19 protein-coding genes, 1 pseudogene and 1 riboswitch are annotated in these 26,077 nt (G+C 63.5%); of the genes and pseudogenes, 11 read left to right on the top strand and 9 right to left on the bottom strand.

The features are described from left to right. The first annotated feature begins 125 nt into the window (after window positions 1–125). Together CKW35_RS05280 and CKW35_RS05285 are read left to right on the top strand one after the other, a co-directional pair. Window positions 126–1,037, top strand: a complete 912-nt coding sequence (locus CKW35_RS05280) for a LysR family transcriptional regulator (RefSeq protein WP_023047413.1) — start codon at window positions 126–128, stop codon at window positions 1,035–1,037. 169 nt (window positions 1,038–1,206) lie between these two features. Next, window positions 1,207–1,419, top strand: a complete 213-nt coding sequence (locus tag CKW35_RS05285; protein ID WP_023047412.1) for a cold-shock protein — start codon at window positions 1,207–1,209, stop codon at window positions 1,417–1,419. A gap of 77 nt (window positions 1,420–1,496) precedes the next feature. On the opposite strand, the gene CKW35_RS05290 is transcribed toward CKW35_RS05285, so the two are convergent. From CKW35_RS05290 to CKW35_RS05305, 4 genes are all read right to left on the bottom strand, one after another. After that, a complete protein-coding gene (locus CKW35_RS05290; protein ID WP_060517837.1) occupies window positions 1,497–2,624 on the bottom strand; it encodes an alkene reductase in 1,128 nt (375 codons plus the stop codon). Between the two features lie 133 nt (window positions 2,625–2,757). Further along, window positions 2,758–3,768: an aldo/keto reductase gene (locus tag CKW35_RS05295; protein WP_016487217.1), complete on the bottom strand. Its 1,011-nt coding sequence runs from the start codon at window positions 3,766–3,768 to the stop codon at window positions 2,758–2,760. Between the two features lie 72 nt (window positions 3,769–3,840). Then, the gene (locus CKW35_RS05300) at window positions 3,841–5,361 is read right to left on the bottom strand and encodes an FAD-dependent oxidoreductase (RefSeq protein WP_095115358.1); all 1,521 of its coding nucleotides are present in this window, start codon (window positions 5,359–5,361) and stop codon (window positions 3,841–3,843) included. Window positions 5,362–5,550: 189 nt separating this feature from the next. Next, the gene (locus tag CKW35_RS05305; RefSeq protein WP_060517828.1) at window positions 5,551–6,879 is read right to left on the bottom strand and encodes an MFS transporter; all 1,329 of its coding nucleotides are present in this window, start codon (window positions 6,877–6,879) and stop codon (window positions 5,551–5,553) included. A gap of 163 nt (window positions 6,880–7,042) precedes the next feature. Here CKW35_RS05305 and CKW35_RS05310 point away from each other — a divergent pair, with 163 nt between their 5' ends. Together CKW35_RS05310 and CKW35_RS05315 are read left to right on the top strand one after the other, a co-directional pair. Further along, a complete protein-coding gene (locus tag CKW35_RS05310; RefSeq protein WP_016487215.1) occupies window positions 7,043–8,140 on the top strand; it encodes a sugar diacid recognition domain-containing protein in 1,098 nt (365 codons plus the stop codon). 225 nt (window positions 8,141–8,365) lie between these two features. Continuing rightward, window positions 8,366–9,505 (top strand): glycerate kinase, encoded by a 1,140-nt coding sequence (locus tag CKW35_RS05315; RefSeq protein WP_095115360.1) that lies wholly within the window; start codon window positions 8,366–8,368, stop codon window positions 9,503–9,505. A gap of 41 nt (window positions 9,506–9,546) precedes the next feature. On the opposite strand, the gene CKW35_RS05320 is transcribed toward CKW35_RS05315, so the two are convergent. After that, the gene (locus tag CKW35_RS05320) at window positions 9,547–10,446 is read right to left on the bottom strand and encodes a LysR family transcriptional regulator (protein WP_060517824.1); all 900 of its coding nucleotides are present in this window, start codon (window positions 10,444–10,446) and stop codon (window positions 9,547–9,549) included. A 126-nt stretch (window positions 10,447–10,572) separates the two neighbouring features. Between CKW35_RS05320 and CKW35_RS28510 the strand changes: the two are divergent. Both CKW35_RS28510 and CKW35_RS28515 read left to right on the top strand, forming a co-directional pair. Then, window positions 10,573–11,181, top strand: a pseudogene (locus CKW35_RS28510) (SDR family NAD(P)-dependent oxidoreductase); the annotation flags it as partial. 6 nt (window positions 11,182–11,187) lie between these two features. Next, a complete protein-coding gene (locus CKW35_RS28515; RefSeq protein ID WP_224372564.1) occupies window positions 11,188–12,297 on the top strand; it encodes an SMP-30/gluconolactonase/LRE family protein in 1,110 nt (369 codons plus the stop codon). Here the strand turns inward: CKW35_RS28515 and CKW35_RS05330 are convergent. The 4 genes from CKW35_RS05330 to CKW35_RS05345 all read right to left on the bottom strand — a co-directional run bounded on the left by CKW35_RS05330 (window position 12,287) and on the right by CKW35_RS05345 (window position 20,238). Further along, a complete protein-coding gene (locus CKW35_RS05330; RefSeq protein ID WP_080683618.1) occupies window positions 12,287–13,294 on the bottom strand; it encodes a site-specific integrase in 1,008 nt (335 codons plus the stop codon). The two genes, CKW35_RS28515 and CKW35_RS05330, sit on opposite strands and share 11 nt — an antisense overlap. A gap of 97 nt (window positions 13,295–13,391) precedes the next feature. Beyond that, entirely contained in the window at window positions 13,392–15,716 is a 2,325-nt protein-coding gene (locus CKW35_RS05335; protein ID WP_095115362.1) for a bifunctional diguanylate cyclase/phosphodiesterase, read from the bottom strand. A gap of 81 nt (window positions 15,717–15,797) precedes the next feature. Beyond that, the gene (locus CKW35_RS05340) at window positions 15,798–16,781 is read right to left on the bottom strand and encodes an SCO family protein (RefSeq protein WP_095115364.1); all 984 of its coding nucleotides are present in this window, start codon (window positions 16,779–16,781) and stop codon (window positions 15,798–15,800) included. A gap of 55 nt (window positions 16,782–16,836) precedes the next feature. After that, the gene (locus tag CKW35_RS05345; RefSeq protein ID WP_095115366.1) at window positions 16,837–20,238 is read right to left on the bottom strand and encodes an Ig-like domain-containing protein; all 3,402 of its coding nucleotides are present in this window, start codon (window positions 20,236–20,238) and stop codon (window positions 16,837–16,839) included. A 250-nt stretch (window positions 20,239–20,488) separates the two neighbouring features. Next, window positions 20,489–20,603, top strand: a riboswitch (TPP riboswitch). Window positions 20,604–20,681: 78 nt separating this feature from the next. Between CKW35_RS05345 and CKW35_RS05350 the strand changes: the two genes are divergently transcribed. The 5 genes from CKW35_RS05350 to codA all read left to right on the top strand — a co-directional run bounded on the left by CKW35_RS05350 (window position 20,682) and on the right by codA (window position 26,077). After that, on the top strand, window positions 20,682–21,329 hold the full coding sequence (locus tag CKW35_RS05350) for a TenA family protein (RefSeq protein WP_016487207.1): 648 nt from the start codon (window positions 20,682–20,684) through the stop codon (window positions 21,327–21,329). Beyond that, complete coding sequence (gene tenA, locus CKW35_RS05355) at window positions 21,326–21,991, top strand: thiaminase II (protein ID WP_095115368.1); 666 nt, start codon at window positions 21,326–21,328, stop codon at window positions 21,989–21,991. Before CKW35_RS05350 ends, tenA begins: the two co-directional genes overlap by 4 nt. A 360-nt stretch (window positions 21,992–22,351) precedes the next feature. Then, the gene (gene codB, locus CKW35_RS05360; protein ID WP_023047406.1) at window positions 22,352–23,617 is read left to right on the top strand and encodes a cytosine permease; all 1,266 of its coding nucleotides are present in this window, start codon (window positions 22,352–22,354) and stop codon (window positions 23,615–23,617) included. Further along, complete coding sequence (locus tag CKW35_RS05365; protein WP_016487204.1) at window positions 23,614–24,831, top strand: PucR family transcriptional regulator; 1,218 nt, start codon at window positions 23,614–23,616, stop codon at window positions 24,829–24,831. Before codB ends, CKW35_RS05365 begins: the two co-directional genes overlap by 4 nt. A gap of 4 nt (window positions 24,832–24,835) precedes the next feature. Continuing rightward, complete coding sequence (codA, locus tag CKW35_RS05370) at window positions 24,836–26,077, top strand: cytosine deaminase (RefSeq protein WP_016487203.1); 1,242 nt, start codon at window positions 24,836–24,838, stop codon at window positions 26,075–26,077.

Below are 26,077 nucleotides of genomic sequence, written 5' to 3' on the forward strand. Positions count from 1 at the left end.
TCCTGGCGGATAACACCTGCGCTGTACCTGGGGCGCGGCCGCTCGCCAAGCGCTGCAGCGTCGCCGCTTGCAATTCCCAGATCCATACCCATCTAAACCGGCCGCACCACACTCAGGAACCTGTCATGGAACCCAACCGCTTCGGCGATATTGCCGCCTTCGTCAGCGCCGCGAAGGCCGGCAGCTTCACTGCCGCCGCTGCCAGCCTGGGCCTGACCCGGTCGGCGGTAGGCAAGAGCATTGCTCGCCTGGAGGCCCGCATGGCGGTGCGTTTGCTCAATCGCACCACGCGCAAGCTGAGCCTGACCGACGAGGGCCTGGTGGCATTCGAACGCTGGCGGCAGATACTGGATGACCTGGACGAGGTGGAAAGCGCCATGGCCCAGCGCCGCGGTAAGCCTACAGGCACCTTGCGCCTGACTGCGCCGCTGTCGCTCGGCCAGCGCCATGTGCTGCCGGTGCTGGACCAGTACCTCAAGCAATGGCCGGAACTGCGCGCAGACATCCGCTTCACAGACCGCTTCGTCGACCTGGTCGAGGAGGGCGTAGACGTTGCGGTGCGCATTGGCGCACCCAAGGAAGACTCGCAGCTGTTGACCCGCACGGTGGCCTGGCAGCAGTTCGTCACCTGCGCTTCGCCCGCGTACCTCGAAGCGCGAGGCGTTCCCTTGGTGCCTGCCGACCTTTATGGCCACGACAAGATCGCCTTCCTCGCGGGCGAGAAAGCCATGCCTTGGCGCTTTGACACTGAAGCAGGCCTGCACCTGTGCGAAGACCCTGGGCGGTTGAACATCGACAGCTCGGAGGCGATGCTCGACGGCGCCCGGGCCGGCTTCGGGCTGATTCACCTGCCCACCTACATCACCGGTGACGACCTGCGCGCCGGCACCCTGGTCGAAGTCCTGCACGCCTACCGGCCACCGGCGGACCCGATTCGTATCGTGTACCCGAGCAAGCGCCACCTGTCCCCTCGGGTACGCGGTTTCATTGACTTGTTGGTCGCCAGCTGGGAATCGGGCGGGCCCTGGGAGCACTGACCTGGTGTAGTGTGCGTGTGTTTTCAGCGACTATTTTTGCGTACTGATAAAAGTGTGAGTGGCCAGTTGGCTTCAGATCGCCCAAGATGGAGCGTGAAGATGCCAGTCGATCGACTGGCGGCTCAACCATCCCGGTAAACGCACCAGCCAGCATTCGAGGGTTTAGAGTATGTCCAACAGACAAAACGGAACGGTCAAGTGGTTCAACGATGAGAAGGGGTTCGGCTTCATCACTCCCGAGGGCGGTGGCGACGACCTTTTCGTCCACTTCAAAGCCATTGAATCGGAGGGCTTCAAGTCGCTGAAAGAGGGCCAGAAGGTGTCTTTTGTTGCCGAGAAGGGACAGAAGGGCATGCAGGCTGCGCAAGTGCGCGCCGAGTAAGTTGCCCGAGTGTCCGGTACGCCCAGGCGTGCCCGGCCGCAGGAAGACGGAGCCCGTGGAGGGCTCCGTTTTTCGTATTATCGGTAAGCGCAACCTTCGCCAGCGCCCATGGCCTGGTGCAGAAACGGATAATCTGTATAGCCTTCGGGCCCATTGGCATAGTCGAACTGTGCCCGATGTTCGTTCAGAGGCGCTTGCGCCCGCAGCCGCTCTACCAGGTCCGGGTTGGCAATGTAGCTGCGCCCGAACGCTACGGCATCGATCAAACCACGCCCAATCAAGTCTTCGCCTTTCTCGGCGGTGTAGGCACCCGCAGCAATGATAACGCCCGGATAGGCAGCGCGGATCGCCTGGCGGAACTCGTCACGCAGCGGCTTGCCACCGGCCCAGTCCGGCTCGGAGAGGTGCAGGTAGGCGAGGTTGCGCTTGGCCAGTTCCCGGATCAGGTATAGCCCTGCGGCCTCTTGGTCTTCGCCATTGTCCACGCCATTGAACCCGCCCAGCGGGAACACGCGGATACCCACGCGCTCGGCGCTCCAGTTGGCAATCGCCGCGTCCACCGCTTCAAGCACGATGCGCGCCCTGTTTTCGATGCTACCGCCGTAGCGGTCCTCGCGCTGGTTGGCGCTCGGGGTAAGGAACTGGTGTAGCAAGTAGCCGTGGGCAGCGTGCAGTTCGATGAAGTCGAAGCCGGCTTCGCGGGCGTTGACCGCTGCCTGGCCGAAGTCGGCCACGATGCCAGCGATTTCGTTCTCGCTCAGTGCACGCGGTGCGGAGGTTTCAACGCGTACCAGGTTGCCTTGCTCGTCGCGCAGGGTGGTGCGGGCGTCGGCCGGTAGCGCCGAGGGTGCGACAGGCGCTTCGCCACCGGGTTGCAACGAGGTATGCGATACCCGGCCGGTGTGCCACACCTGCACGGCGCTGTGCCCGCCTTCGGCGTGAATGCCTGCGTTGATGTGCCTCCAGGCGGCGATCTGCTCGGCACTGTGAATGCCGGGCGAGCCGGAATAGCCTTTGGCCTGGAAAGAGATCTGGGTGGCTTCGGTGATGATCAGCCCGGCGCTGGCACGCTGGCGATAATACTCAGCCATCATGGTGGTTGGCACATCACCCGGCTCAAGGCTGCGCAAACGGGTGAGGGGTGCCATGAACACACGATTGGCCAAGGTGAGCGGGCCGACTTGCAGGGGTTGGAAGAGTCTCATTGCAGCTCCAGAGGTGAAAACCAATGGTGCGCACGATACCGGGATGATTGGGGAAAGGGGGGACCGGAAGCCCGGCGCAGGGCTCCCCAATGGTGTTGTCAGTACCGGCCTCTTCGCGGGTACAAGCGGGCGATCAGCTACGGGCCAGCCGCCCGCTTACATAGTGCGCCACATCATTGAACCCTGGCGTGGACGCATGCCCCGGCGTCACCAGCGAATCGATGAACGCTTCGTCCTCTGCCGTGATCTTCACCGCCAACGCACCACCATAGGTATCCCACTGCTCCTCGGTACGCGGCCCGACAATCGCCGAGCTCACCGATTGGTTGTTCAGCACCCAGGCGATGGCAAATTCGACAATCCCCACGCCCTTGGCCGCTACATAGGCCTGAAGCTGCCGAGCGATGGCCAGCGACTCCTGGCGCCACTCCACCTCCATGATACGTTTGTCCTGGCGGCCGGCGCGGCTGCCGGCATCGGGCACAGCACCCGGTGCATACTTGCCACTGAGTACGCCCCGGGCCAAGGGGCTGAATGGCACCACGCCCAGCCCGTGTGCGGCGGCTGCAGCCAGCTGCTCTGGCTCGGCCTGGCGGTTGACGATGTTGTACAGCGGCTGGCTTACCACGGGCTTCGGCACACCCAGTCGCTCGGCAATGTGGCAGACCTCGGCAATGCGCCAGCCACGGAAGTTGGACACTCCCCAGTAGCGGATCTTGCCTTGGCGCAGCAGGTCGCCCATCGCCTGTACGGTCTCTTCCAGTGGCACCTTGTGGTCTTCGCGGTGCAGGTAGTAGATGTCCAGATAGTCCATGCCCATGCGCGTCAGCGTGGCTTCCAGCGCGTTGAAGATGTGCTTGCGTGACAGGCCGCTGCGGTTTGGCAGGCCCTCGGCCGGGCCGAAACCGACCTTGCTGGCGACGATCCAGTCATGGCGATGGCGCGCCACTGCTTCACCGACGATCTCTTCCGAACGCCCGGCGTTGTACACGTCGGCGGTGTCGATGAAGTTGATGCCCTGGCCCCAGGCCTTGTCGATGATACGCAGGGCGTCTTCGGTGCTGGTCTGCTCGCCGAACATCATGCTGCCCAGGGTAAGGGCGGAAACCTGCAGGCCACTGTGGCCGAGGGGGCGGTAGATCATGCGCGTGAGTCCTTTTGCAGTCGGCTGATCCCGCTGTTTTACACACATCCGCCGGGCATTGAAAGGCAGCCTTCAGCCGATCAGCGCTAACGCCTCCTGCAGGCTCAACGGGCGCTTCAGGCGCTGCGAAAGCGTCGCCATGGCATCGGAATACCCTTGGGCGATAACCGCCTCGACCCTGTCATCCACACACTGCAAGGCAATGAAATCGCCTTGTTCCGGCCCACCGACGAACTCGATCCGGTTCCACTCCCGCGCATGGCCGAGCACTTCATAGGTACGACCGTGCTGGTAGGTCCAGAAGAAGGGTACATCGGCGTAGCGGCGCTGCTCGCCGAGCATGTTGGCGGCGGCGATCACCCCGTGTTGCTGGGCCAGGCGCCAGTGTTCGATGCGCACCGGGCGCCCCGAGAGCGGGAACGTGGCGATGTCACCGGCGGCCCACAAACCGTCGGCGGCGCGCAGTTCGGCATCGACCCGCAACGACTTGTCCTCGCTCAGCGGCACGCCCTGAAGGAAGGCGGTGGCCGGTTGCACGCCGGTGCCAAGCAATACCACTGGCGTTTGCAAGCGTTCACCGTTGGCCAACAGCACCGCCTCGATTTTGTCCCGGCCTTCGAACCGCTGGACCTGCGTGGGGCCATGGAAGGTGACGCCTCTGCGCTCATGCAGTTCGCGGATGCTGCGCCCGATGCGATCGCCTAGCTGCTTGGCAAGCGGGACCTCGTGGCGAGTCACTACATGCACCTGCACGCCGTACTCGTGCAGGGCCGAGGCCGCCTCCAGGCCGATGAAGCCATCCCCTACGATCACCGCCGGCTGGCCGGGCTCAGCTGCATCGAGCACCTGTGCGGCATCCTCCCGCGAGCGCAAGGTAAACACGCCCGGCAAGTCGACGCCGGGGATGTCGGGGCGCAGTGCCTTGCCGCCGCTGGCCAGCAGGCAGGCGTCGTAAGTGATTTGCTGGCCGTCGGCCATCATCAGTTGGCGTTTCTGGCTGTTCAAGCTGCGCACCTTACCGTGCTTACGCTCCAGCTGGCCCTTGCGCAGGGCGTCAGCTTCGAGCAACGCTGGCACTTCATCGGGCGCCATCTGCCCGGCAATCACGAATTTGCTCAGCGCGGTACGGTCGTAGGCCGGCTGGCGTTCCTGATCGATCCACAGCAACCGGCCAGCGAAGCCATGGGCCAGCAGAGTGGCAACTGCGGCGCTGCCGGCGGCACCGGCACCTATCACAACGAAGCAGCGGGCGTCGCTGTGCCTGGGTGGGTCGATGATGGGCAGCGGTTGGTCATCGACCCAGACTGCATCGTCCTTCACCCAAGCCTTGTAGCGGCGCAGGTCAGCCAGCGCAGGGGGTTCGCAGACCACCCCGTCATCGACGGCGAATGCAGCCTTGTGCCAAGGGCAGACCAGCAGGCCGCCGCAGACCACGCCTTCGTCCAGCGGGGCACCTGCGTGGGGGCAGTTGCCCTGGTAGGCATGAACCTGATTGCCCTGGCGGATGAGGATGAGCTCTTCATTGCCGGCCTGGACGCGCAGGGGGCGGTGTTCGTCGAGTTGGGCCAGGCTGGCCACGGCGTGCTGGGTCATGGAGTTCTCCAAAGGGGCCTTTGGAACCATTTGACGCTTGGGTTGGGGAGGGGATGCGTTGATCTGACGACCGGCAGAGCCGGGCTTGGGGCGCTACGCGCCCCATCGCCGGCAAGGCCAGCTTCCACAAGAAGACAGTTGCTCCCACAAGTTGACGCCAAATCACTACGTTGTTCTATGAGAGCAGGTTCAACTGGCCCGTGCAGAACTCAGCGCACCTGCCCGTGTGACACGCAGGGCCACCAGGCTACCCAGCACGATCAGCGCTGCCAGCGAGTACAGTGCGGCGTCGGTGGAGCCGGTCTGATCCTTGATAAACCCCACCAGGTACGGGCTGAGGAAGCCTGCCATCTGGCCCACGGAGTTGATGATCGCCAGGCCAGCGACTGCTGTGCCGGCGCTGAGCAGCGTGGTAGGCATGGGCCAGAACATCGGCAGGCCGGTCAGCGCGCCCATGGTGGCGATGGACAGGCCTAGAATGGCAACGGCCGGGTTGCCGGCGAAGTTCACCGCAATCAGCAGGCCAACGGCACCCATCAGCATCGGCACCACCAGGTGCCAGCGGCGCTCGTTGCGCAGGTCCGCCGAGCGGCCGCAAAGGATCATGAACACACCGGCCAACAGGTACGGGATCGCGCTGAGCCAGCCGATCAGCAGCGGGTTGTCGAAGCCCATGCTCTTGATGATCGACGGCAGCCAGAAGTTGATCGCGTAGACACCACTCTGGATACAGAAGTAGATAAAACCAAAGGTCCAGATCAGTGGGTGGGTCAGCACCGCGAGCACACCCTCGCCGGTGGTGGCGGGCTTGCTTGCTGCGTCGGCCTCCAGGTCGGTGGCGATCATCTGGCGTTCGGCCGGGCTTAGCCAGGCAGCTTTCTGGTAGCTATCGCTGAGCAGGAACACGGCCAGCACCCCGAGGGCAACAGTGGGCAGGCCCTGGATCAGGAACATCCATTGCCAGCCGGCCAAGCCATGCTGGCCGGCGGCGAAGTGCTGGAGGATCCAGCCGGAAAACGGCCCGCCGAGCAGGCCCGACACCGGGATCGCCGACATGAACAGGGCCATGATGCGTCCGCGACGGGCGGCCGGGAACCAGCGCGAAAGGTACAGCACCACGCCCGGGAAGAAGCCTGCTTCGGCAGCGCCGGTCAGTAGCCGCAGGGCGTAGAATTCGGTCGGGGTAGTGACGAACAGCAGGCAGGTAGACAGGCTGCCCCAGGCAATCATCATCAGCGCAATCCAGCGCCGCGGGCCAAAGCGGTTGAGTGCCAGGTTGCTTGGCAGGCCGCAGAGCACATAACCAATGAAGAAGATGCCGGCGCCAAGGCCGTACACTGTTTCGCTGAATTTCAGGGCGTCGAGCATTTGCAGCTTGGCAAAGCCGACGTTGACGCGGTCCAGGTAGTTGAACAGGTAGCAGATGAAAATGAACGGAATCAGCCGCAGGGTGATGCGCCGGTACAGCGCGTTGCGGGTGATGTCCGTGCCTTGGTCAGGGGCTGGGCTGTGTGCCATGATCGGGTTCTCTGTTGTTATGGTTTTTGCCGCGTCGCCTGTTCCGGCGCTCGCTCTGACGAGTCTCGGGGACTGCGGCTAGCCTGTCTTTGTGCTTTTGCACAGTGCCTGGTTCAGGCTGCTGTGCCCGAGCCCAAAAGCCTAACCCCTAAAGGACCACGCAATGTTCGAACTCGACCATGACCTGGCGCAGGATATCGTTGACCGGGCGATGGCCATCTTGCCGTGCAACGTCAATGTCATGGACAGCCAGGGCTTGATCCTGGGCAGCGGCGAACCGGAGCGCATCAACACCCGCCACGAAGGGGCGCAACTGGTTTTGGCCAACGGCCGAATTGTCGAGCTGGATACCGACGCTGCCAAATGCCTGAAGGGCGTGCAGCCCGGGGTGAACTTGCCACTGATGCTCGATGGCCGGCTGATGGGCGTACTGGGCCTGACCGGTGACCCGCAGCAGGTGCGCACCTATGGGGAGCTGGTACGCATGACCGCCGAGATGCTGTTGGCCCAGCGCCACTTACAGGCTGATCAGCAATGGCGACGGCAGCGCTGCGATGATCTGCTGGCGTTGTTGCTGGGTGGTAGCGGTGATTCACCTCGGCTGCTCGACGAAGCCCGGCAGTTGGGCCTGAAGCCTCAACTGCCACGGGTGCCGGGCCTGTTCGAGCTGGCCTCGGGTCCCCCTGCCGAGGCGTTGTCGGCGTGGTTGATGAGCCGGTACCCGGACAGCTGGTGTGTCAGCCCGGCCCGCCAGTCATTGCTATGGTGCCGGCCAGCCGGTGTGGCACTGGATGAATCGCGCCTGCTGGAGCGCCTGCAACGCCATGGCTGGGACGTGGAGCGGCTGGCCTTGGGCAGTGCCGCGCAAAGCCTGGAGCAGCTGCGCCGGGGCTACCGCCGGGTACGTGACTTGCTGGCCTATGGCCGCGAGGTATTGCCCACCGAGCGCTTGCTCAGCCTGCAGCGCTACAGGCTGCCGGCGCTGTTGTGGCGCCACCGCAATGATGACGCGCTGGATGAGCTGCTGGAGCCGCTGCAGCGCATTCGCGCCAGGGACAACAGCGGGCAGTTGCTCACCACCCTGCGTGCCTGGTGTGCCCACGACGGTCAGAGCCAGGCCTGTGCCGATGCCCTGGGTATCCACCGCAACAGCCTGCGCTACCGCCTGGAGCGGATTGCCGAGCTGGGCGAGGTCGACCCGCTACGCATGGAAGGGATGCTTAGTTTGTATCTGGGGTTGCAGCTGTTGCCAGCAGATTGACGCGATTCCCGTAGGCGCAGCCTTGTGCTGCGAAAGGGCCGCTCAGGGCGAAAAACCCGCTCCGACCATGCGGGCCTCTTCGCAGCACAAGGCTGCTCCTACAAGGCGGGAAAGCAGTTACGAAGGCATCCGCCCAAACAACCCGTCCGGCGTTTTGTGCATTTGACCGAGGCCCCTTTGCCGAACAGCTGTCAGCATGCCGCTCATCAGGACAGGAGAATCCCCATGAAGATCGTCATCGCCCCCGACTCGTTCAAGGACAGCCTCGACGCTGCCGGTGTCGCCCGCGCCATCGCCGCAGGCCTGCGTGCAGCATGGCCGGACGCTGAACTGGTTGAGTGCCCGATGGCTGACGGCGGCGAGGGCACCATGGAGGCAATCCTGGCCGCCAGCCACGGCGAACTGCGCCGCCAGGCCGTGCGCGGGCCACTGGGGCAAACCGTGGAGGCCGGCTGGGGATGGTTGCCAGAAAGCCGCACGGCAATCATTGAAATGGCCCAGGCCAGTGGCCTGCAACTGGTACCAACCGGCCAGCGCGATGCTTGCCGCAGCAGCACCTGGGGCACCGGCGAGCTGATTGCCGCAGCCCTTGCCGCCGGTGCGCAACGGGTAGTGCTGGCCATCGGCGGCAGTGCCACCAACGATGCCGGCAGCGGTATGTTGCGTGCACTCGGCCTGCGCCTGCTGGACGCGGATGGGCAAGCGCTGGACGAGGGCGGCCTGGCCCTGGCCAAGCTGGCCCGCATCGACGCCAGCGACCTCGACCCACGGCTCGCCGAAGTGCAATTTGAAGTGGCGGCCGACGTCGATAACCCGCTGTGTGGCGCCAATGGTGCTTCGGCGATCTTCGGCCCGCAGAAGGGGGCCAACCCGCAGCAGGTGCAGGCGCTGGACCAGGCGCTGGGCCATTTTGCCGACCATTGCGCACAGCTACTGGGTGAGGACGTGCGCGATTACCCAGGGTGTGGCGCCGCCGGTGGCATGGGCTTCGCGGCGCGGGCCTTCATGGGCGCACAGTTCCGCCCTGGGGTGGAGGTAGTGGCCGAGCTGGCCGGCCTCGATGCATTGGTGCAGGGGGCAGATCTGGTGGTGACTGGTGAAGGCCGTTTCGATGCCCAGACACTGCGAGGCAAGACGCCGATGGGGGTGGCCCGGGTAGCCAAGCGTCATGGCGTGCCGGTGGTGGTGCTGGCCGGTACTTTGGGTGAGGGTTATCAGCAGTTGTATGACCATGGGGTCGATGCTGCATTTGCGTTGGCCAGCGGGCCGATGAGCCTGGAGCAGGCGTGTGCCGATGCTGCGCAGCTGCTGCAGGCGCGGGCTTGTGACATTGGTCGGCTGTGGCACGTTGCAAAGCGAACATGAACATCGTGTAGGAGCGACACTAGGCCGCTCCTGCAAAAGCTTCACTCCTGCGTCTCGAACATGGCAATGAAGTTGGCCAGTGCTGGCGAAGCGTTCTGGGCGTTCCATTTCATGTACAGGCCGATCCCGGGGGCGGGTTGCTCATCGATAGGGCGGATCGGGCAAAACTGCACGCGTTCGCGCGGGGTTGAGCCAACGAACGAGGCCGGTACAAGGGCCACGCCAAAACCGCATGCCACCAGGCCCAGCAGTGTATGGATCTGCGCCGCCTCCTGCACGACCTTGGGATGAAAACCCGCCGCCTCGCACAGCGCGATCAACTGCGCGTGATAGCCACCGCCCAAGGCTTGCGGGGTGAATACGAAATCCTCATCGGCAAACTCGCGCAGGTCGACTTCCCGCTGTTGCGCCTTGACGTGGCTGGCGGGCATGGCCATGACGATCTGCTCATCAAGCAACAACCGTGCTTCAAGGGTGCCAGCCGGCAGCGGCAGCCTGCGCATGAAGCCGATATCCGCCTCACCGGCCAGCAAAGCCTTGGCCTGCGACGCGGATGGCATCTCGCGAATGGTCAACTGCACGTTCGGGTAAGTCTCGCGAAAACGGCGCAAGCTGCCAAGTAGCGAGTCGTAATAGGCGATGGAAATGGCCGTGATGGTCAGCTTGCCGCTGACCCCTGCAGATACATTACGGGCGTACTCGATCCCCTTTTCCAGCTCAGCCAGCGTGCGGTAAGACGCGTCGAGAAACGCTGCACCCGCGGCGGTCAGGCGCACCCCGCGCTTGTTACGCAGCAGCAGGCTGAAACCCAGTTTTTCTTCAAGGCGGTTGATGGCCTGGCTCAGCGGCGGCTGCGCCATGTGCAGGCGCTCGGCGGCCTTGTGAAAGTGCAATTCTTCGGCCACAGCGATGAACTGCCTGAGCAAACGTGTTTCGATCATTCAGCATTCCTGCAGCATGGCCAGTTGGCGGTGATATCCAGGAGATATCAAACGTGCATGCTTTTAATATTAAGTCATAGATTTGATTGTTGATATCGTAAAAAGGAGAATTGAAGGTGGTCTGAAATGCCCGTTACAAAGCCTTTCCATAACAAAGTTGCGGTCATCACCGGTGCCGCACAAGGCCTTGGCCTTGCCTATGCCATGGCGTTGGCCGAGCGCGGCGCGCGTGTAGTCATCAGCGATTTGGGCACCGACAGATCCGGGCAAGGCCAGGACGCCTCGGCGCTCGAACATGCACTGACGGCCATGCGAGGCAAAGGTTTTGCTGTGGTTGGACACGCCGGCCAACTGGAGAACGAGGGCACCTGCAAGCAACTGATCGAGCTGGCTATCGAGCATTTCGGTGCGCTGGATATCCTCATTCACAATGCCGGCTGGGTCGACTACCAGCGTATCGAGGATCAGGAAGCCGCCTTTCTGCAACGAGCGCTGGGCATCAATGTGCAGGCGCCCGTGTGGCTGGCCAAGCATGCCTGGCCGCACCTCAAGCGCTCCGCAGCGCCGCGGGTAGTGCTGACGACCTCGGACCGGGCCATGTACCAGCGCTATGCGCAGCCTGGCCTGGTGGCCTATGCCGCCGGCAAGATGGCCCAGGTCGGCATCATGAACGCCCTGAGCATGGAGGGCCAGGAGCACGGCATCCTGGTCAATGCCATTTCACCGGTCGCGAAAACCCGCATGTGGGGCATCAGCCAACCGCCAGAAGAACTGAAACCCGAGTGGGTCACGCCCGGCGTGCTGTACCTGGCCAGTGCGCTGTGCCATGACACCGGCTACATCTTGCGCGCCAGCAACGGCCAGTTCACCGCCACCCGCTTTAACGAAAACAGCGGCGTCAGCTACCCCCGGGACCTGGGCCGTGTGCAGGCCGCTGACCTCGCGCAAGTGGCCGAACGCTGGAACCGCATCAAGGAATGCAACTACGTGCCGGTCAAAGTCGCCAACACGTGCGCGGACCTGGGCGAAAGCCTGGTCTGGGATGAGCGCACCGGCGCGTTGTACTTCGTCGATATTTCTGGCGGGCGCATCAACTGCCTGACAGCCGATGGCGACGTCCACACCCTTTACGCGTCAGCCGCGCGCATTGGCGCGCTGGCGTTGACCGACCGGGGTAACCTGATTTTTACCGAAGACGCCAGTGTGGCTATCTTCGACGTGCCGGCGCGCAAGGTGAGCCAGCATTCGGCATCAGTCCATCCGCGTTCGACCTACCGTTTCAACGACGGTGCTTGCGACCCGCAAGGCCGCTTCGTAACTGGCCTGATGGACGAAGTACCCAGCGGCAATACCGGGGCACTGTTCCGCTTCGACGGGCAGTTGAGCGACCAGGTGATCCATGACGACATGGCGTTGCCCACTGGCCTGGCCTGGTCGCAGGACGGCCATACGGTGTACTTCGTCGATTCGGCGGCGCGTGCCATCTACCGCGCCGAGTACCTCGTCGAAGGCCGGCTTGGCGCGGTCACGCTGTTTGCCGAAACCCCGGCCGAACTGGGGCGGCCGGATGGTCTGGCCCTGGACCGCGAAGGCGGGCTGTGGGTGTGCCAGTACCATGGCAGCTGCCTGCTGCGTTATGACCGCCACGGCCACCTGACCGACCAGGTGTTGATGCCGGTGCCATGCCCCACCAGTTGCTGCTTTGGCGGGCCCGGTTTGAACACCTTGTACATCAGTACCGCGCGATTCGACATGAACCCCGAAGAACTGCACCATTATCCCGATGCGGGCGACCTGTATGCCATTCGCCCGGAAACTGGCGGCGTTGCCCGGCACAGCTTCAAGGAATAAGCCGTGGCGTCTGGCTGGCCGGTAAAACGGCCAATTCGCCAAAGCGCTGGGCCGAGTCGATATAGCGCAAGGCCGACTTGGCGTCTTTCCAACCCACATAGCTCATCAGCGACTTCAGTTCCCAGCCATTGGCGGTTGCCCAGGTGGCGAAGCCACGCCGTAACGAGTGGCCGGTATACAATGCCGCCGGAACCCCGGCACGCTCCAGCATGCGCCGCAGCAGGCCGACCAGGCTGTTGCTGTTGAGCGCGCTGTCACCGAGGTTGCCCCAGCGGTCGAGCTTGCGGAACACCGGCCCATGGGCAATGCCGGCGACCTCCAGCCATTGCAGGTAGGCCGTGACCGGGCACAAGGCTTTCAGGGCAGGGGTGCGATGTTGCACGCCCAGGGCTTCTCGGTCGCCCTTGCTGCGCGGCAGGAACAACGTGATACCGACACCGGCTTCAGCCTGGATATGCTCGATGCGCAGGCGCGCCAGTTCATCACCGCGAAAGCCACGCCAGAAACCCAGCAACAGCAGCGCACTGTCACGGCGGGCCCGGCGCAGGGCGGCCAGGTCGTGATGTTCACGTGCCTGGCGGGCCTCCTCTTCGAAACAGGTCACCGCAGTTTGCAGGTGCTGCAACAACAGCGGGGCTGCCTGCTTGGGCGGCGTCGGGTGCAGGGTGCGGATACCGCGGAGCACCTGGCGCACCAGCGGCGCCTTGGTCGGGTCGGGGAAGCCTTGGGCGACGTGCCATTGGCTGAGCGCAGCCAGGCGCTGGCGCAGGGTGCTGACAGCATGCTGGTCGGCGTGGTCGACCAGGTAGCGGGCAATACTCTCGGCGGTGGCCGGCAGAAAACCGCCCCAGTGGGATTCAAAGTGTTCGATGGCAGCCTGGTAGCTGCGCCGGGTGTTGTCACGGGTGGCGGCGCGAAGGTAGCGCTCGATATCGGTCATGGTGCGGGTGTCGGTGGGTGATGGGTACACGATAAACCGAATCAAGGGATATTGCATGCCAGCGCGGTTTCTGTAGGCGCAACGCGTCAGCTGGGGTCAGTGGGGCAACCATAGTCGGCCTGGCCAGCACTGCGGGTCAGCGCCGGTGTGCGCATTACACGCATGCTTTCTCCTCGAAGCCATTGAAAGGCGGATATTCGTGCAACTGCGCCGGCGACAGTGGCCGACTGAAGTGGTAACCCTGGGCGATATCACAACCGGCGAGCTTGAGGCACACCACCTGTTCGCGGGTTTCTACGCCTTCGGCGACCACTTCCAGGCCCAGGCGCTTGGCCAGGATGATGGTGGAGGACACGATCGGGCTGTCATCAGGGCTGTTGGACAGTGGCGCGATCAGCGATCGATCGATCTTCAGCTTGCTCAATGGCAGCGAATGCAGATGGGCGAAGCCGGCGTAGCCGCGGCCGAAGTCATCCAGGCTGATGCCCAGGCCCGCGCCGCGCAGTCTGTGAAGGTGCGCCACGGCCGTACCTTCGGGGTCGAGAATGGTGGTTTCGGTAATTTCCAGCTCCAGCCGCTGCGGGGCAATGGCATACCGTTGCAGTTCGCTCAGCAGCCGCGAAGCGAAATCGCCTTGGCGCAGTTGCAGGGCGGATACATTGACGGTCAGTCGCGTTCCCCGGCCTTGGGCGTCCCAGCCCGCCAAAGCCTCACAGGCCAGGCGCAACACCTCCCAGCCCAGCTCGACAATAAAGCCGCTGCGCTCTGCCAGGTCGATGAAGCGGTCCGGGTACAGCAGGCCAAATTCGGGGTGGTCCCAACGCACCAGCGCTTCATAGCCCAGTACCTGTTGGGTGTCGAGGCGGATTTGCGGCTGGTAGTGCAGCACGAATCGGCGCTCGGCCAAGGCGCTGCCGAACGCCTGTTCGAGGGTGAAGGCCTGGATGTCGGCCAGGTTCAGCGAGGCGTCGAAGAAGCGGTACTGGGCCCGACCGGCCTGTTTGGCTGAATACATCGCGGCGTCGGCACTGCGGATCAAGCTGTCGATGTCCTGGCCATCGCGCGGGCAGATGCTCACGCCCACGCTTGGGCTGGTGTTGACCTCCTGGCCGTCAAGGGCATAGGTGGCCGACAACCGCTGGACCAGCTCACGGACCCAGGCATTGATCTGGTCTTCGCTGCGTTCGCCCGCCAGCAACACCACAAATTCGTCGCCGCCAAAGCGCGAAGCCTCGTCGCCGGGCTCCAGCAAACGCTGGATGCGCCCGGCCACGGCCTGTAGCAGGAGGTCGCCGATCTTGTGCCCGAGCGAATCGTTGATCGACTTGAAGCGGTCCATGTCGATGAACAGGATCGCCATCAACTGGCGCTTGCCACGCTGGCGGGTCAGCGCCTGGCCGGCCACCTCGACGAACTGGCGGCGGTTGTGCAGCCCGCTGAGGTGGTCGGTGGCGGCGGCATGGCTGCTGCGCCGGTGTTCGTCCTCAAGACGGCCGATAAGTTGCTGGTTTACCTGCTGGGCATGCTCCAGTGCGCTGAAGGCCTCCTGGCGCTTGCGCAAAAGACGCAAGGTCCATAGCAGGCTGGCGATGATCATCAGCGTCATGCTCAGGTTCAACCAGAATTGTCGGAAATAGGCCAGGGCCGAAGGTGCGAGGATGTCCTCCTGGCGCTGGCTGACCACTACGCTGAACCCGCGCTCTGGCACATGTCGGTAGAGGCTCTGGTACGCACCGCCGGCCGCGTATTGGGTGAGCAGGCCAGTGTTGCTACCGGTATCTGGCAGTTCTGGCAGCAACACATCGCCGGCGCCCACCACGCCGCTGGTGTCTATGCGCAGCCGCTCCAGGCCGTCATCCTGCAGCAGGCGCACCAGCCCGCTGCTACCCAGATCGATATGCTGAAACAGCACCGCCAGGTAGCCGATGTCCAGTTGGACAACCAGGATGTTTTCGATTTCGCGGCCGGGCAGGTCGGTCAACGGCAGCAGAAAGGGCAGCCGCCAGTCGGGCAGGGCGGCCTGCTGGCCCGGCGGCTGCACGTTGGGTAGAAAGGGCTTGAATCCATAACGGGCTACGTGCCTTTGCAGCTGGCGTAACCAATCCTCGGGCAGCGCGGTGGCTTCGTCGGTATGGCTGGCTGACAACAGCCGGCCTTGCCGGTCGTAAAGGCTCATGCGCTTGAACACCGGGTCTTCGGCCAGTATCCGCGCCAGGCTGAAATTGCCCTGGCGCAGCACTTTCATGTCGTCCTGGGTGACCCGGCCAACGGCCTGGGCGCGGTCGACCAACTGGCGCAGGCTTTCGCCCACGATACTGGCCAGGTTCAAGTGCTCGGCGGCCTTGGCCGACAACGCGTCCTGGCGGGCAGCGGCTTTCTGCGTCATGTGCAGCCCCCACAGAAAGGCGAGGGTGGCGGCACACAGCATCAAGATCAGCAGTCGCAGGAGGCTGGCGGAGGAAAGCGAACGGCGTATCACTGCTGATAGTTCCCGACCCTGGGTGATGCTCCAAAAATACGACAAGGAGGTGACAGGTTGATGACTAATGGCTAATTGCCTTTAAGGGTTTCCTGTATGTGCCAGGGGCGCCTGCAGGCGTGCGGTTTCTTCCTCGATGTAGCTCATCAGTGCGCTGATTTCGGCATCGCCCAGGCGCATGTTGGGCATGGCCAGCCGGTTGTACTGCTCGTACAGCAGCATGGCCAAGGGGTCTTTCTCTGCGAGCATCTGGTCGGGCGCCTTCAACCAGCGGGTCAGCCAGCTGGCGTCACGCTGTCGGGTCACCCCCAGCAGGTCCGGGCCAATACCGGGCTGCCCTGGCTCGGTGTTGCCCAGGGTATGGCAGGAGGAGCAGCGGGTGCGGAAGATTTGCTCACCACTGCTGGGTGGCCGTATCTCGGGGGCCTGGGCGTAGTCATTGCTCATGGCGCTGGCCTGCTTCCAGTTGTGCAGGCTGTTGCCCAGCCGGTCCGCGAGAATGTACGGGCTTTCGAAGGGCGAGGCTTTCATCCAGCGGCCGGTGGCCTGGTTGCCGATGATAAGGCTCAGGTTGTGGTCTCTGGAACGGCCGTTTTCCAGGCCTTCGATCCACAGCCCCAGGCTACGGCGCAATTGCTCGATGTCGTCGGGCTCGCCGGTGAGCAGCGTCCAGCCAGGGCCGATGCCGAATTTTTCGGCGTAGCGCTTGAGGGTAGCTGGGGTGTCGTTGTAGGGGTCGATGCTGATGGAATAGAAGTAAATGTCCTTGCCGACCCGGTCCCCCAGAATCTTCTGCACCTGGCGCAAGCGCGCAGTTTCCACCGGGCAGGAGTCGGAGCAGCCGGTGAAGATGAAGTTGATGGCGACTACCTTGTCCTTGATCAGGTCGTCGAAGAAATGCACCTTCTCGCCGTCCTGGGTAAGCAGCGGGATATTCGGTAAGTAGCCGGCGCCCCAAGGGCTTGCGGTTTCTTCGGCCAACGGTTGTTGCGGCTGCAGTGGCCATAACGGAATGCTGGCGGCAAATACCGCGAGCACCAGCAGGAAACGCCATGAGCCGGGCATGATGCGATCCTCGTTGTTGGGTAAAAGGGGCCGCACAGCGACCCCTGCATTGCACTCACTGGTATTTGACTGGCGCTGTCACCGTTTGCCCCAGCGTCGATTTCACGGTAACTGTCGCGGGTGTGGCCGGGCCAAAGCCGGTAGTGGTCACAGACACCCGCCAGCGGGCGCCCGTAGTCGCGGCCGTCAGCGTGGCGTTGCCCAGGCTTACCGGGCCGCCGGTGGTTGCCGCAGTCACACTGATGCTGTTGCCCGTGGCGACCGTGGTCGTCCCCTGCACATCCCAGGTGAAGCGGTTGCCACTGCGCACCTGCACCGTGGCACTGCTGACCTGGATCTGGTCGACCGCCGCCGCCGCAGTCACAGCGATGCTGACTGTGGCCGGGGTCAACGACTCGGCCCCCTTGGCATCGCGCGCCGTGTAGTTGAAGCTGGCAGTGAACGGTGTGGCGAACGTGGCAGGTGGGGTGTAATTCACCAGGGTGCCGTCGGTGCTGACGGTACCCTGACCGGAGTCCGGCTGGGTGAGACCGGTCACGGTCAGCGGTACGTTGCCGTCCGGGTCGGAGTCGTTGGCGAGCACGTTCAGGGTGATAGGTTTGCCAGCGGTAGTCGCTGCACTGTCATTGGCTGCGACGGGGGGCTTGTTGGCCGGGTCATCGGTGTCGTCATGGCCTTTGGTACGGAAGGTCGGCAGGCCGACCGAAGCCATGTATTGCACGCCATCCCAGCCTGGCAGCGGGGTTGGCATCACCTGGAACTGCCCCGGGTGCTCAATGTCCCAGCGCAGTAGCATGGACGAGTCCTCATGCTGGGTGTTGTGGCAGTGCTCCATGTAGGTGCCGGCGAACTCGCGGAAGCGGATGGCCATTTCCACCTCTCCCGAAGAATCGGCTTCTGGCCCGATCCGGTACACGTCTTTGCGCGCCCATTTTTCCCATTCCGGTGGCGCCTTGCCGTCGCGGCTAAGAATCACGCCTTCCTCGAAATGCACGTGCACCGGGTGGCTCCAGCCATTGCCGCCGTTGACGATTTTCCACACCTCCAGGGTGCCGTCGCCGCTGAACCCACCGTCGGTGGACTGGTTGGCCAGTTGCGGTGCCGCACTGATGCGTCGTGGGTCCATGCTGTAACCGAAGCCGCCATCGGTCTTGATGGTCCACGGGCTGGTGTCGGTACCGTCGGAGCGGCCAAAGATGAACGCGCGGTGGCGGGCATCCTTGAGTCTGGCCTGGTCGGTCGCGGCGTTGCGGTCAATGGGCAGTGGCAGCATTTTCAGGCCTGCGGCCTTACCTGGCTTGGCGGGCTCGTAGGCCACCGGGTCCATGCTCAGGTCCTGGCCGGTGTAGGGCTGCACCAGCAGTTGCAGAAACTTGCCGACTGCTGGGTCGCCTTTGTCCCACTGCGGGCCTTTGTTGGTCTGCTTGATCACGGCTTTGTACTTTTCCGACAGCACGTCGGCCAGCGAAATCGTACCTTCCGGGCCCTTGCCGGTGCGATGCTCTTCCAGGTTGACGAAGTACAGCTTGTCGCCTGCCTTGATGCCATTCTTGGCAAAGTTGATGATGATGTCGTAGCGCTCGGCGATGCCTTGCAGCGGCAGGATGCCATGGTTGTCCTGCAGGTTGCCGTCGCCGTTCAGGTCCATGGTCCCGTCGAAGGGCACGGCGTGTTCCATGATGTTGCCGTCGTTGGCGATCATGTGGAACGGCACCCGGGCATACGACAGGTTGGAGCCGGAGGGGCCTTTGAACTCCCCACTGGTACCGGCAATTTCCCGCACCACGGCAAACTTGAAATAGCGCGACACCGAGCCGTTGAGGATGCGGAAGCGGTAGCTGCGCGCCCGCACCTTGAGCCTGGGCTGGTACTGCCAGTTGACCAGAATCTGGTCACCGAGGAAGCCATCGGTGTTGAACGGGTTGAACCACAGCTGGCCGTTGGCATCCCAGGCCTTGTCGGCAATCACCAGGTTGACGTCGTAGTCACGGTTACCCCATGGCATGCCGGAGCCACTGGGGAAGCGCAGGTTGACGCCATCCTGCAGCGCCTCGTTACCGCGGTCCAGGGCGCTGTAGTAGTTCATCATCACGGCGTTGCCCTTGTAGACGTTCTGTGCCGTGAAATCCATCATGTGGTCGTGGAACCAGTGGGTGCTCATGGTTTCACGCCAGTCGCCGCGAATCTTGATGCTGCCGTTCTGGCAGGCTTTCAGGCCCGGCGTGCCGTCGTTGACGAACAGGGTTTCGCCCGGTGAGCAGGGGAAGGCTGCCCGCGGATCCTGGGCACGGGTGTTGATGGTGTCGTAGCCGGCCAGTTGCACTGGCCAGCGGTAGTCGTAGTACTGCCCCGGGAAGAAGTAGGCGTTGGCGAAGCCATCGCTCTCTGCCGGGGAGTGGCCATTGTGCTCGTGCGTCGAGATGGTGTGCAGGCCAAAGCCACCGTTGGCCGAGGGGTCGATGGGCAAGGCGTTGTAATGGCGCATCAGGATCGGCTGGCCGTAACGTACCATCAGCAGTTTGGGCGGGAAGGTGCCGTCGAATGTCCACAGTGATTTGTGGTTCTGCAAGGGCATATTCGGGTGAAAGCGCGTGTCAATGCCCTTGGTGGTGCCCAGCGTAGTGGGGATGTCGGAGGTCTGGTAGTACAGGCCGCCGGGTGCAAACTCGCCAGACGCATAGTTATGCAGCTGTTTGCGATCACGCAGACCGAGGTTGATACGCGCCCCGGCCTGGGCGGTCTTGAACGCCGCCTGCGGGTAGAACTCGTTCCAACGCTGGTGCGACCAGGCTTTTCCTGGTGGCCGGCCTTCAGCAGGCGAGCCGACCGGCTGGCGGTTGAGGAACATTTCGATCTGCGCCTTCCAGGGGTTGCGGTCCAGCACATTGGCGTACTGGCTCGGGTACGGATACAGGCCGGGCTGCTTGAGGAACGCTTCCAGGGCCGTACCACTTGGCCCGCTGCGCGCGACGACGTTGGGGTCCTGCGCCGGGGCCGCGCCGAGGGTGGGGACGGGAAAGGTAAGCTCCGGCGCCGGCGCCGGCGTGGTCGGGTCGAGCTTCTCTGGCCCGAATTCTTCGAACAGCAACAATTGCTGGGTGAAGGGTTGGGCTCCGAACAGTGGGCTGGGTTTGCCGTTGGTGGGGTACCTGTCCGAGGTTTGCAGTGCAGGCGGCAGCACGTTGTCTATCCGCACTGTATCGCGGTCGCCGTGCGCGCCATCGACCAGCTCCAGCGCGCCTTCGTTGGCTTCGGGCAAGGTACTGAGGTTGAGCAAGGCCGGAGTCGGGTCAGCCGGTTGCTCGGTGTAGGCCGATGGATCGGTCGGCGGCGGCTGACTGTTGTCGTCAAGGGGCGAGGCCATGACCGTGATCAGCCCGAGGCTGACCATCAGCGCAGTGACTGAAGAAAGCTGGAATGCGTACCTAACAGGGTGGATCACGGCATGTGTTTTCATTGCCTTGTGCCTCGCTCGCGGCTGCATGGCTCTAAGCCATCAATGGCGTTTTGCCCGATAAAAGGCCCTGAGCAACGGCTGTGCCAACAACTGTTTCAGTAATGCTTTGTTAAACAAATCCTTGTGGCACCTGAGGTGCGCTAAATGACGGGGCGTCAAGAATGGGTATAAGTCCCCACTGGCGGGGACCCAATGCCCACTGGATGGGTGGATTGGGGCGTGACACACCCGGCGCGCTGCGGTATATGTGTGGGCTACCAAGGGGAGCCCGGCAAAGGGCTGAGAAACCGCTGAACGCTGCAGCGCGGTGACCCTTCGAACCTGATCCGGATCATGCCGGCGAAGGGATGGGGCTTGTAACCTGCCTTTTTGCCGGCCTCACTGCGAGGCCCGTCCATGTCAACTGCCAAGGTCTCGCTGTCACCTTCATCAAGGACAGCATCATGACCGAACGTTTCAGCCAGTCACTGCGCCGCCAGAGCGAACCAACCTGGTCGGCGGCCGTTGGCCACCGTTTCGTGACCCAATTGTGCGACGGCAGCCTGCCGGACCCGATCATGGTCGACTATCTGGTGCAGGACCATCGCTTTCTCGACAGCTTCCTGACCCTGCTGGGCGCAGCCATCGCCACCGCCGATACATTCGAGGCGCGCCTGCGCTTCGGCCGCTTTGCCGGGATGATTTCCAGCGATGAAAACACCTACTTCCTGCGGGCCTTCGAGGCGCTGGATGTAAGCCCGGCGCAACGTAGTGAGCCGGCCGATACGGCGCCCACCGCAGGGTTCAAGGCCATCATGCGCGAAGCGGCAGCCACCCGCTCCTATGCAGCAGCGCTGGCGGTACTCAACGTTGCCGAAGGCCTGTACCTGGACTGGGCGCTGAAAGCGCCGAAACCCATGCCGCAGAACTTCGTCCATGCCGAATGGATCACCCTGCACGACAACCCGGCATTCCAGGCCTTCGTTGCCTTCCTGCAGGCCGAACTGGACCGTGTCGGCCCGCAGCACGCCGCACTGGCCAGTGACTTCTACCAGCGCACGGTTGCGTTGGAACTGGCCTTCTTCGATGCCATCTACCCGCAGAGCAAATGAGCATGGATATCTTCGATCGCCTCAAGGCCGCAGCCACGCAACAGTGGCGCCGTTACGTAGACCATGATTTCGTGCGGCAGATGGGAGAGGGCACGCTGAGCGAGGCCGCGTTCCGGACGTACCTGGTGCAGGATTACCTGTTCCTGATCCAGTTCGCCCGCGCCTGGGCACTGGCGGCCTACAAGAGCCGCCGGCCGGACGACATCCGCGCCGCGCAGGCCGGGTTGGCGGCAATTCTGGATGAAACCGAACTGCACGTGCGTCTGTGCGCCCGGTGGGGGCTGACCCAGGCCGACATTGAGGCCGCGCCAGAACACCAGGCCACGGTGGCATACACCCGCTACGTGCTGGACTGCGGCGCTGCCGGCGACCTGCTGGAGCTGCACGTGGCACTGGCACCTTGCGTGATTGGCTATGCCGAAATAGGCCGGACCCTGGCCGAGCAGATTGGTGATTTGAGCAACCACCCGTACCGCGAGTGGATTGGCGAGTATGCCGGGGAAGGCTACCAGGGGGTGGCGGCGGCAGCGCGCAAACACCTGGATGAGCTGGCGGCGCGGAGCATGACCGAGCAGCGGTTTGCCGATTTGGTGGGAATTTTTGGCCAGGCGTCCAGCCTGGAGGCGGACTTCTGGCAGATGGGGCTGGACGGGGTGGCGTAGCCCCCCGGGGCCGCTTTGCGCCCCATCGCCGGCAAGCCGGGCTCCCACAGAGACCGCGCAATGCTCGAAGGGTTGTACCGTACCTGTGGAAGCCTGGCTTGCCGGCGATGGGCTGCGCAGCAGCCCAAAAGTGCTTGGTCGACTGGGTGAATCCTACCCAGCCCAAGCCCGCTTTGGTGCATGAATGCCTCAAAATAAGTCGTCCGGCACACTTTCACAGCGCATAAAAGCGACTTTACTGTTCACAGTGCACATTGATGTCTGGGCTGCTTGCCCGATTTGATCACGGGTATCGGGGCTCGAAAAAGCGGCCCGCATATTGCTCTTCCAGCTCCCAACTACTACCCGGAGCCCCGTGCAATGAGCTCACCCAGCGAATTCCCCCTCAGCGAAGCCCCGCAGTCTGCCCGCAAAGGCCTGCTGCCGATTGCCATGGTCCTGTTCAGCTTTACCTTTTTCACCGGCACGATGTTCGCCGGCGGCAAGCTGGGCATGGCCTTCAATTTTGTCGACATGTTGTGGGTAGCCGCCCTCGGCAACAGCCTGCTGGCCTTGTATGCCGCTGCGTTGGCATTCATCGCCTCGCGCAGCGGGCTGAACACCGTGTTGATGGGGCGTTTCTGTTTTGGCGAAGCTGGCAGTCGGCTTTCGGACTTTCTGCTGGGTTTCGCTGAACTTGGCTGGTACGCCTGGGGCACAGCCACCGTGGCCATCGTGCTGGTCAAACTGTTGGGGCTGGCGGAAGGTTTCAGCGTACCGTTGATGGTGCTGTTTGGCCTGGGCTTTAGCATTACTGCCATCATCGGCTTCAAGGGGCTGGACGTGCTGTCGCGAGTATCGGTGCCATTGATGTTCGTGCTGCTGCTGGTGTCGATGTACATTGCCACCCGCGATGTTGGCGGCTTTGCCGGCCTGGCCGCAGTGGTACCGCACGAAACCATGACCTTTTCGGCAGCGGTGACCATGGTCTTCGGCACCTTCGCCAGTGGTGCCACCCAGGCCACCAACTGGACACGGCTGTCGCGCAGCGGCCGGGTGGCGGTGACCGCCAGCGTGGTGGCATTTCTCCTTGGCAACGGCCTGATGGTGGTGGCCGGTGCCTGGTGCGCGATGGTTTACCAACAGGCCGATATCGTCGAGGTAATGATGCTGCAGGGTTTGTCGTTCGCAGCGGTGGTGATGCTATGCCTGAACCTGTGGACCATCCAGGGGCCGACCATCTACAACGTGTCCGCGGCCGCCTGCCATTTGTTGCGCAGCGAGCGCCGGCGCACGGCAACGCTGGTGGCGGCGGGGGTTGGCATTGTGCTGGCGATGGGTGGCATGTACGAAATGCTGATCCCGTTCCTGGTGCTGCTGGGCTCGATCATTCCACCGGTGGGCGGGGTGATCATGGCTGATTTCTGGTATCGCCACCGCGGCAAGTACCCGGCACTGGGCATGGCAAGCCTGCCACGTTACAACCTCACCGGGCTGTTTGCCTATGCCGTGGGCGCGGTACTGGCGTACGCCTCGCCGTGGGTCGCTCCACTGGTGGGTATCGGCGCCTCGGCCCTGTGCTACATCGTCATCCTCGAACTTGGCGCACGCCGCCGGGCTCCGGGTCAGGCGGGTGTCGAGCCGTGAGCCTGGCGCTGGACGAGATTCTGCATTTGCCCGGCCTGCACGATATGCGCGTGCTGGCCGGGGCGCGCAACCTGCAACGGCGGGTACGCTGGCCCTATGTGGCGGAAAACGAAGGTATCGCCGAATGGGTAATGGGCGGTGAGCTGGTGTTCGTCACTGGCATCAACCACCCGCGCGGCGAGGCCAACCTCCTCAGCCTGGTGGAAGATGGTGCCGCAGTGGGCATCGCCGGCATGGTCATCCTCACTGGCGGCAGCTTTATCCAGTGCGTCCCTGCGGCTGTCATCGCGCGTGCCGAACAACTTGGCCTGCCGCTGATCGAGCAGCCCTATGCGCTGAAGATGGTCGTGGTCACCCACCTGATCGGCACGGCCTTGGTGCAGATGAGCCAAGTACGTCGCTCGCGTCACGATATCCTCGGCCAGCTGCTGACTGGCGACTACCCGAGCCTGGCCATTGCCCGGCAACGGGCAACGCATCTGCAACTGGCACTGGATGAGCCGCGGCGCTTGCTGGCTTTGCGCCTGGCGGGCGTGGATGGTTTGTTCGAGCGCCACGGGCTGAGCCACGGCGAGCGGACCTGGCAAGCTACCCGCCAGGCATTGGAAGATCAGCTGCAAGCCTGGTGCCGCCAACGGGCAGGGAGCGTGATGGCACAGCTGCCGGGTGATCTGTTCGTGGTACTGCTGGCCGATGCGCACGACTTGCCCGAGACCTTGGCTGGGCTTTATCGGCAGTTGCAGGCAGTGACGGGTGAACTGAGCCTGCACATGGGCTTGTCGAGCCTCGCCGACGACTGTGCGCACTACCGTCAGGCCCTCAATGAGGCGCGCCAGGCCTTGGACGTAGCGCAGCACTTGCGCCCGGCCAACGGCTATTGCAACTTCAGCGAACTGGGGGTGCTGCGCCTGCTGCAAGGCATCGTCGACCGCTCGCTGATCGACGACTTCGTCAGCCGTACGCTCGGCCCGTTGATCGCCCCTGGGCGCAAGCAGGCCAACGCCCTGGTGCACACCCTCGACGCCTTGCTCATGGAGAACGGCAACGGGCTCAAGGCCGCGCAGCGCCTGGGGCTGCACCGCAACACCATTAATCAGCGCATCCAGCGCATCGAACAACTGAGCGGGCAGTCCATCGACGACCCGCTTTTTCGCATGAATGCTTCGGTCGCCATGCTGGTATGGCGCATGAGCGAAGCCCACGGCAAGGAGTAACAGCATGAACATCCTCAACGCACGCCTGCGCGGCAAGCCTGGCCTGTTCCGCATCGAACTGAACGGCGAGCGCATTGCCGCCATCACGCCCCAGGGCGGGGTGCAAGCACCTGGCGCTGGCGATGACCTGGACGCTGGGCAAAATCTGGTGGTGGCGCCTTTTGTCGAGCCGCACATCCACCTGGACGCGACCCTAACGGCCGGCGAACCCAGGTGGAACATGAGCGGCACCCTGTTCGAAGGCATCGAGTGCTGGGCCGAGCGCAAGGAGCTCACCACCCACGATGACATCAAGACCCGTGCGAAAAAAACCATCGGCATGCTGGTGGACCACGGTATCCAGCATGTGCGCACCCATGTCGATGTCACCGACCCGCAACTTACCGCACTCAAGGCCATGGTCGAGGTGCGTGACGAAGTACGCGAGCTGGTCGACTTGCAGATTGTCGCCTTCCCGCAGGAAGGCATCGAGTCCTACGCCAACGGCCGGGCGCTGATGACCGAAGCAGTGGCGATTGGCGCCGATGTGGTCGGCGGCATTCCCCATTTCGAGAACACCCGCGACCAGGGCGTGTCGTCGGTGAAGTTTTTGATGGACCTGGCCGAGCGCACCGGTTGCCTGGTGGACGTGCACTGCGATGAGACCGACGACCCGCAGTCACGCTTCCTCGAAGTGCTGGCCGAAGAGGCCCGGGTGCGCGGCATGGGGGCCCGGGTGACGGCCAGCCATACCGTGGCCATGGGCTCGTATGACAATGCCTACTGCTACAAGCTGTTCCGCCTGCTCAAGTTGTCGGGTATCAACTTCGTGTCGTGCCCGACCGAAAGCATTCACCTGCAGGGACGCTTTGACAACTACCCCAAGCGCCGGGGTGTCACCCGTGTTGCCGAACTTGACCGTGCCGGCATGAACGTGTGCTTTGGCCAGGACTCCATCGTCGACCCGTGGTACCCGCTGGGCAACGGCAACATCCTGCGCATTCTTGAGGCCGGCCTGCACATCTGCCACATGCTTGGTTACGAAGACCTTCAGCGTTGCCTTGACCTGATCACCGATAACAGCGCCCGCACCTTGAACCTGGGCGAGCGCTACGGCATCGAAGTGGGGCGGCCGGCGAACCTGTTGCTGCTGTCGGCGCCTGACGACTACGAAATGGTGCGCACCCAGGGACATGCCCTGGTGTCGGTACGCAATGGCAAGGTGCTGATGCAGCGTACGCCGGCCCAGGTGCAGCGTCTGCTCTGA

The sequence above is a fragment of the Pseudomonas sp. Irchel 3F3 genome, assembly GCF_900187545.1.
GTDB lineage: Bacteria > Pseudomonadota > Gammaproteobacteria > Pseudomonadales > Pseudomonadaceae > Aquipseudomonas > Aquipseudomonas fortuita.

Coding starts and splice junctions, on each gene's coding strand:
- CKW35_RS05345 (WP_095115366.1), bottom strand. CDS start 20,238: ATGAAAACACATGCCGTGATCCACCCTGTTAGGTACGCATTCCAGCTT.
- tenA (WP_095115368.1), top strand. CDS start 21,326: ATGAGCATGGATATCTTCGATCGCCTCAAGGCCGCAGCCACGCAACAG.
- codB (WP_023047406.1), top strand. CDS start 22,352: ATGAGCTCACCCAGCGAATTCCCCCTCAGCGAAGCCCCGCAGTCTGCC.
- CKW35_RS05320 (WP_060517824.1), bottom strand. CDS start 10,446: ATGATCGAAACACGTTTGCTCAGGCAGTTCATCGCTGTGGCCGAAGAA.
- CKW35_RS05350 (WP_016487207.1), top strand. CDS start 20,682: ATGACCGAACGTTTCAGCCAGTCACTGCGCCGCCAGAGCGAACCAACC.
- CKW35_RS05340 (WP_095115364.1), bottom strand. CDS start 16,781: ATGCCCGGCTCATGGCGTTTCCTGCTGGTGCTCGCGGTATTTGCCGCC.
- codA (WP_016487203.1), top strand. CDS start 24,836: ATGAACATCCTCAACGCACGCCTGCGCGGCAAGCCTGGCCTGTTCCGC.
- CKW35_RS05295 (WP_016487217.1), bottom strand. CDS start 3,768: ATGATCTACCGCCCCCTCGGCCACAGTGGCCTGCAGGTTTCCGCCCTT.
- CKW35_RS05300 (WP_095115358.1), bottom strand. CDS start 5,361: ATGACCCAGCACGCCGTGGCCAGCCTGGCCCAACTCGACGAACACCGC.
- CKW35_RS05330 (WP_080683618.1), bottom strand. CDS start 13,294: ATGCAATATCCCTTGATTCGGTTTATCGTGTACCCATCACCCACCGAC.
- CKW35_RS05280 (WP_023047413.1), top strand. CDS start 126: ATGGAACCCAACCGCTTCGGCGATATTGCCGCCTTCGTCAGCGCCGCG.
- CKW35_RS05290 (WP_060517837.1), bottom strand. CDS start 2,624: ATGAGACTCTTCCAACCCCTGCAAGTCGGCCCGCTCACCTTGGCCAAT.
- CKW35_RS05285 (WP_023047412.1), top strand. CDS start 1,207: ATGTCCAACAGACAAAACGGAACGGTCAAGTGGTTCAACGATGAGAAG.
- CKW35_RS05305 (WP_060517828.1), bottom strand. CDS start 6,879: ATGGCACACAGCCCAGCCCCTGACCAAGGCACGGACATCACCCGCAAC.
- CKW35_RS05310 (WP_016487215.1), top strand. CDS start 7,043: ATGTTCGAACTCGACCATGACCTGGCGCAGGATATCGTTGACCGGGCG.
- CKW35_RS28515 (WP_224372564.1), top strand. CDS start 11,188: ATGTGGGGCATCAGCCAACCGCCAGAAGAACTGAAACCCGAGTGGGTC.
- CKW35_RS05315 (WP_095115360.1), top strand. CDS start 8,366: ATGAAGATCGTCATCGCCCCCGACTCGTTCAAGGACAGCCTCGACGCT.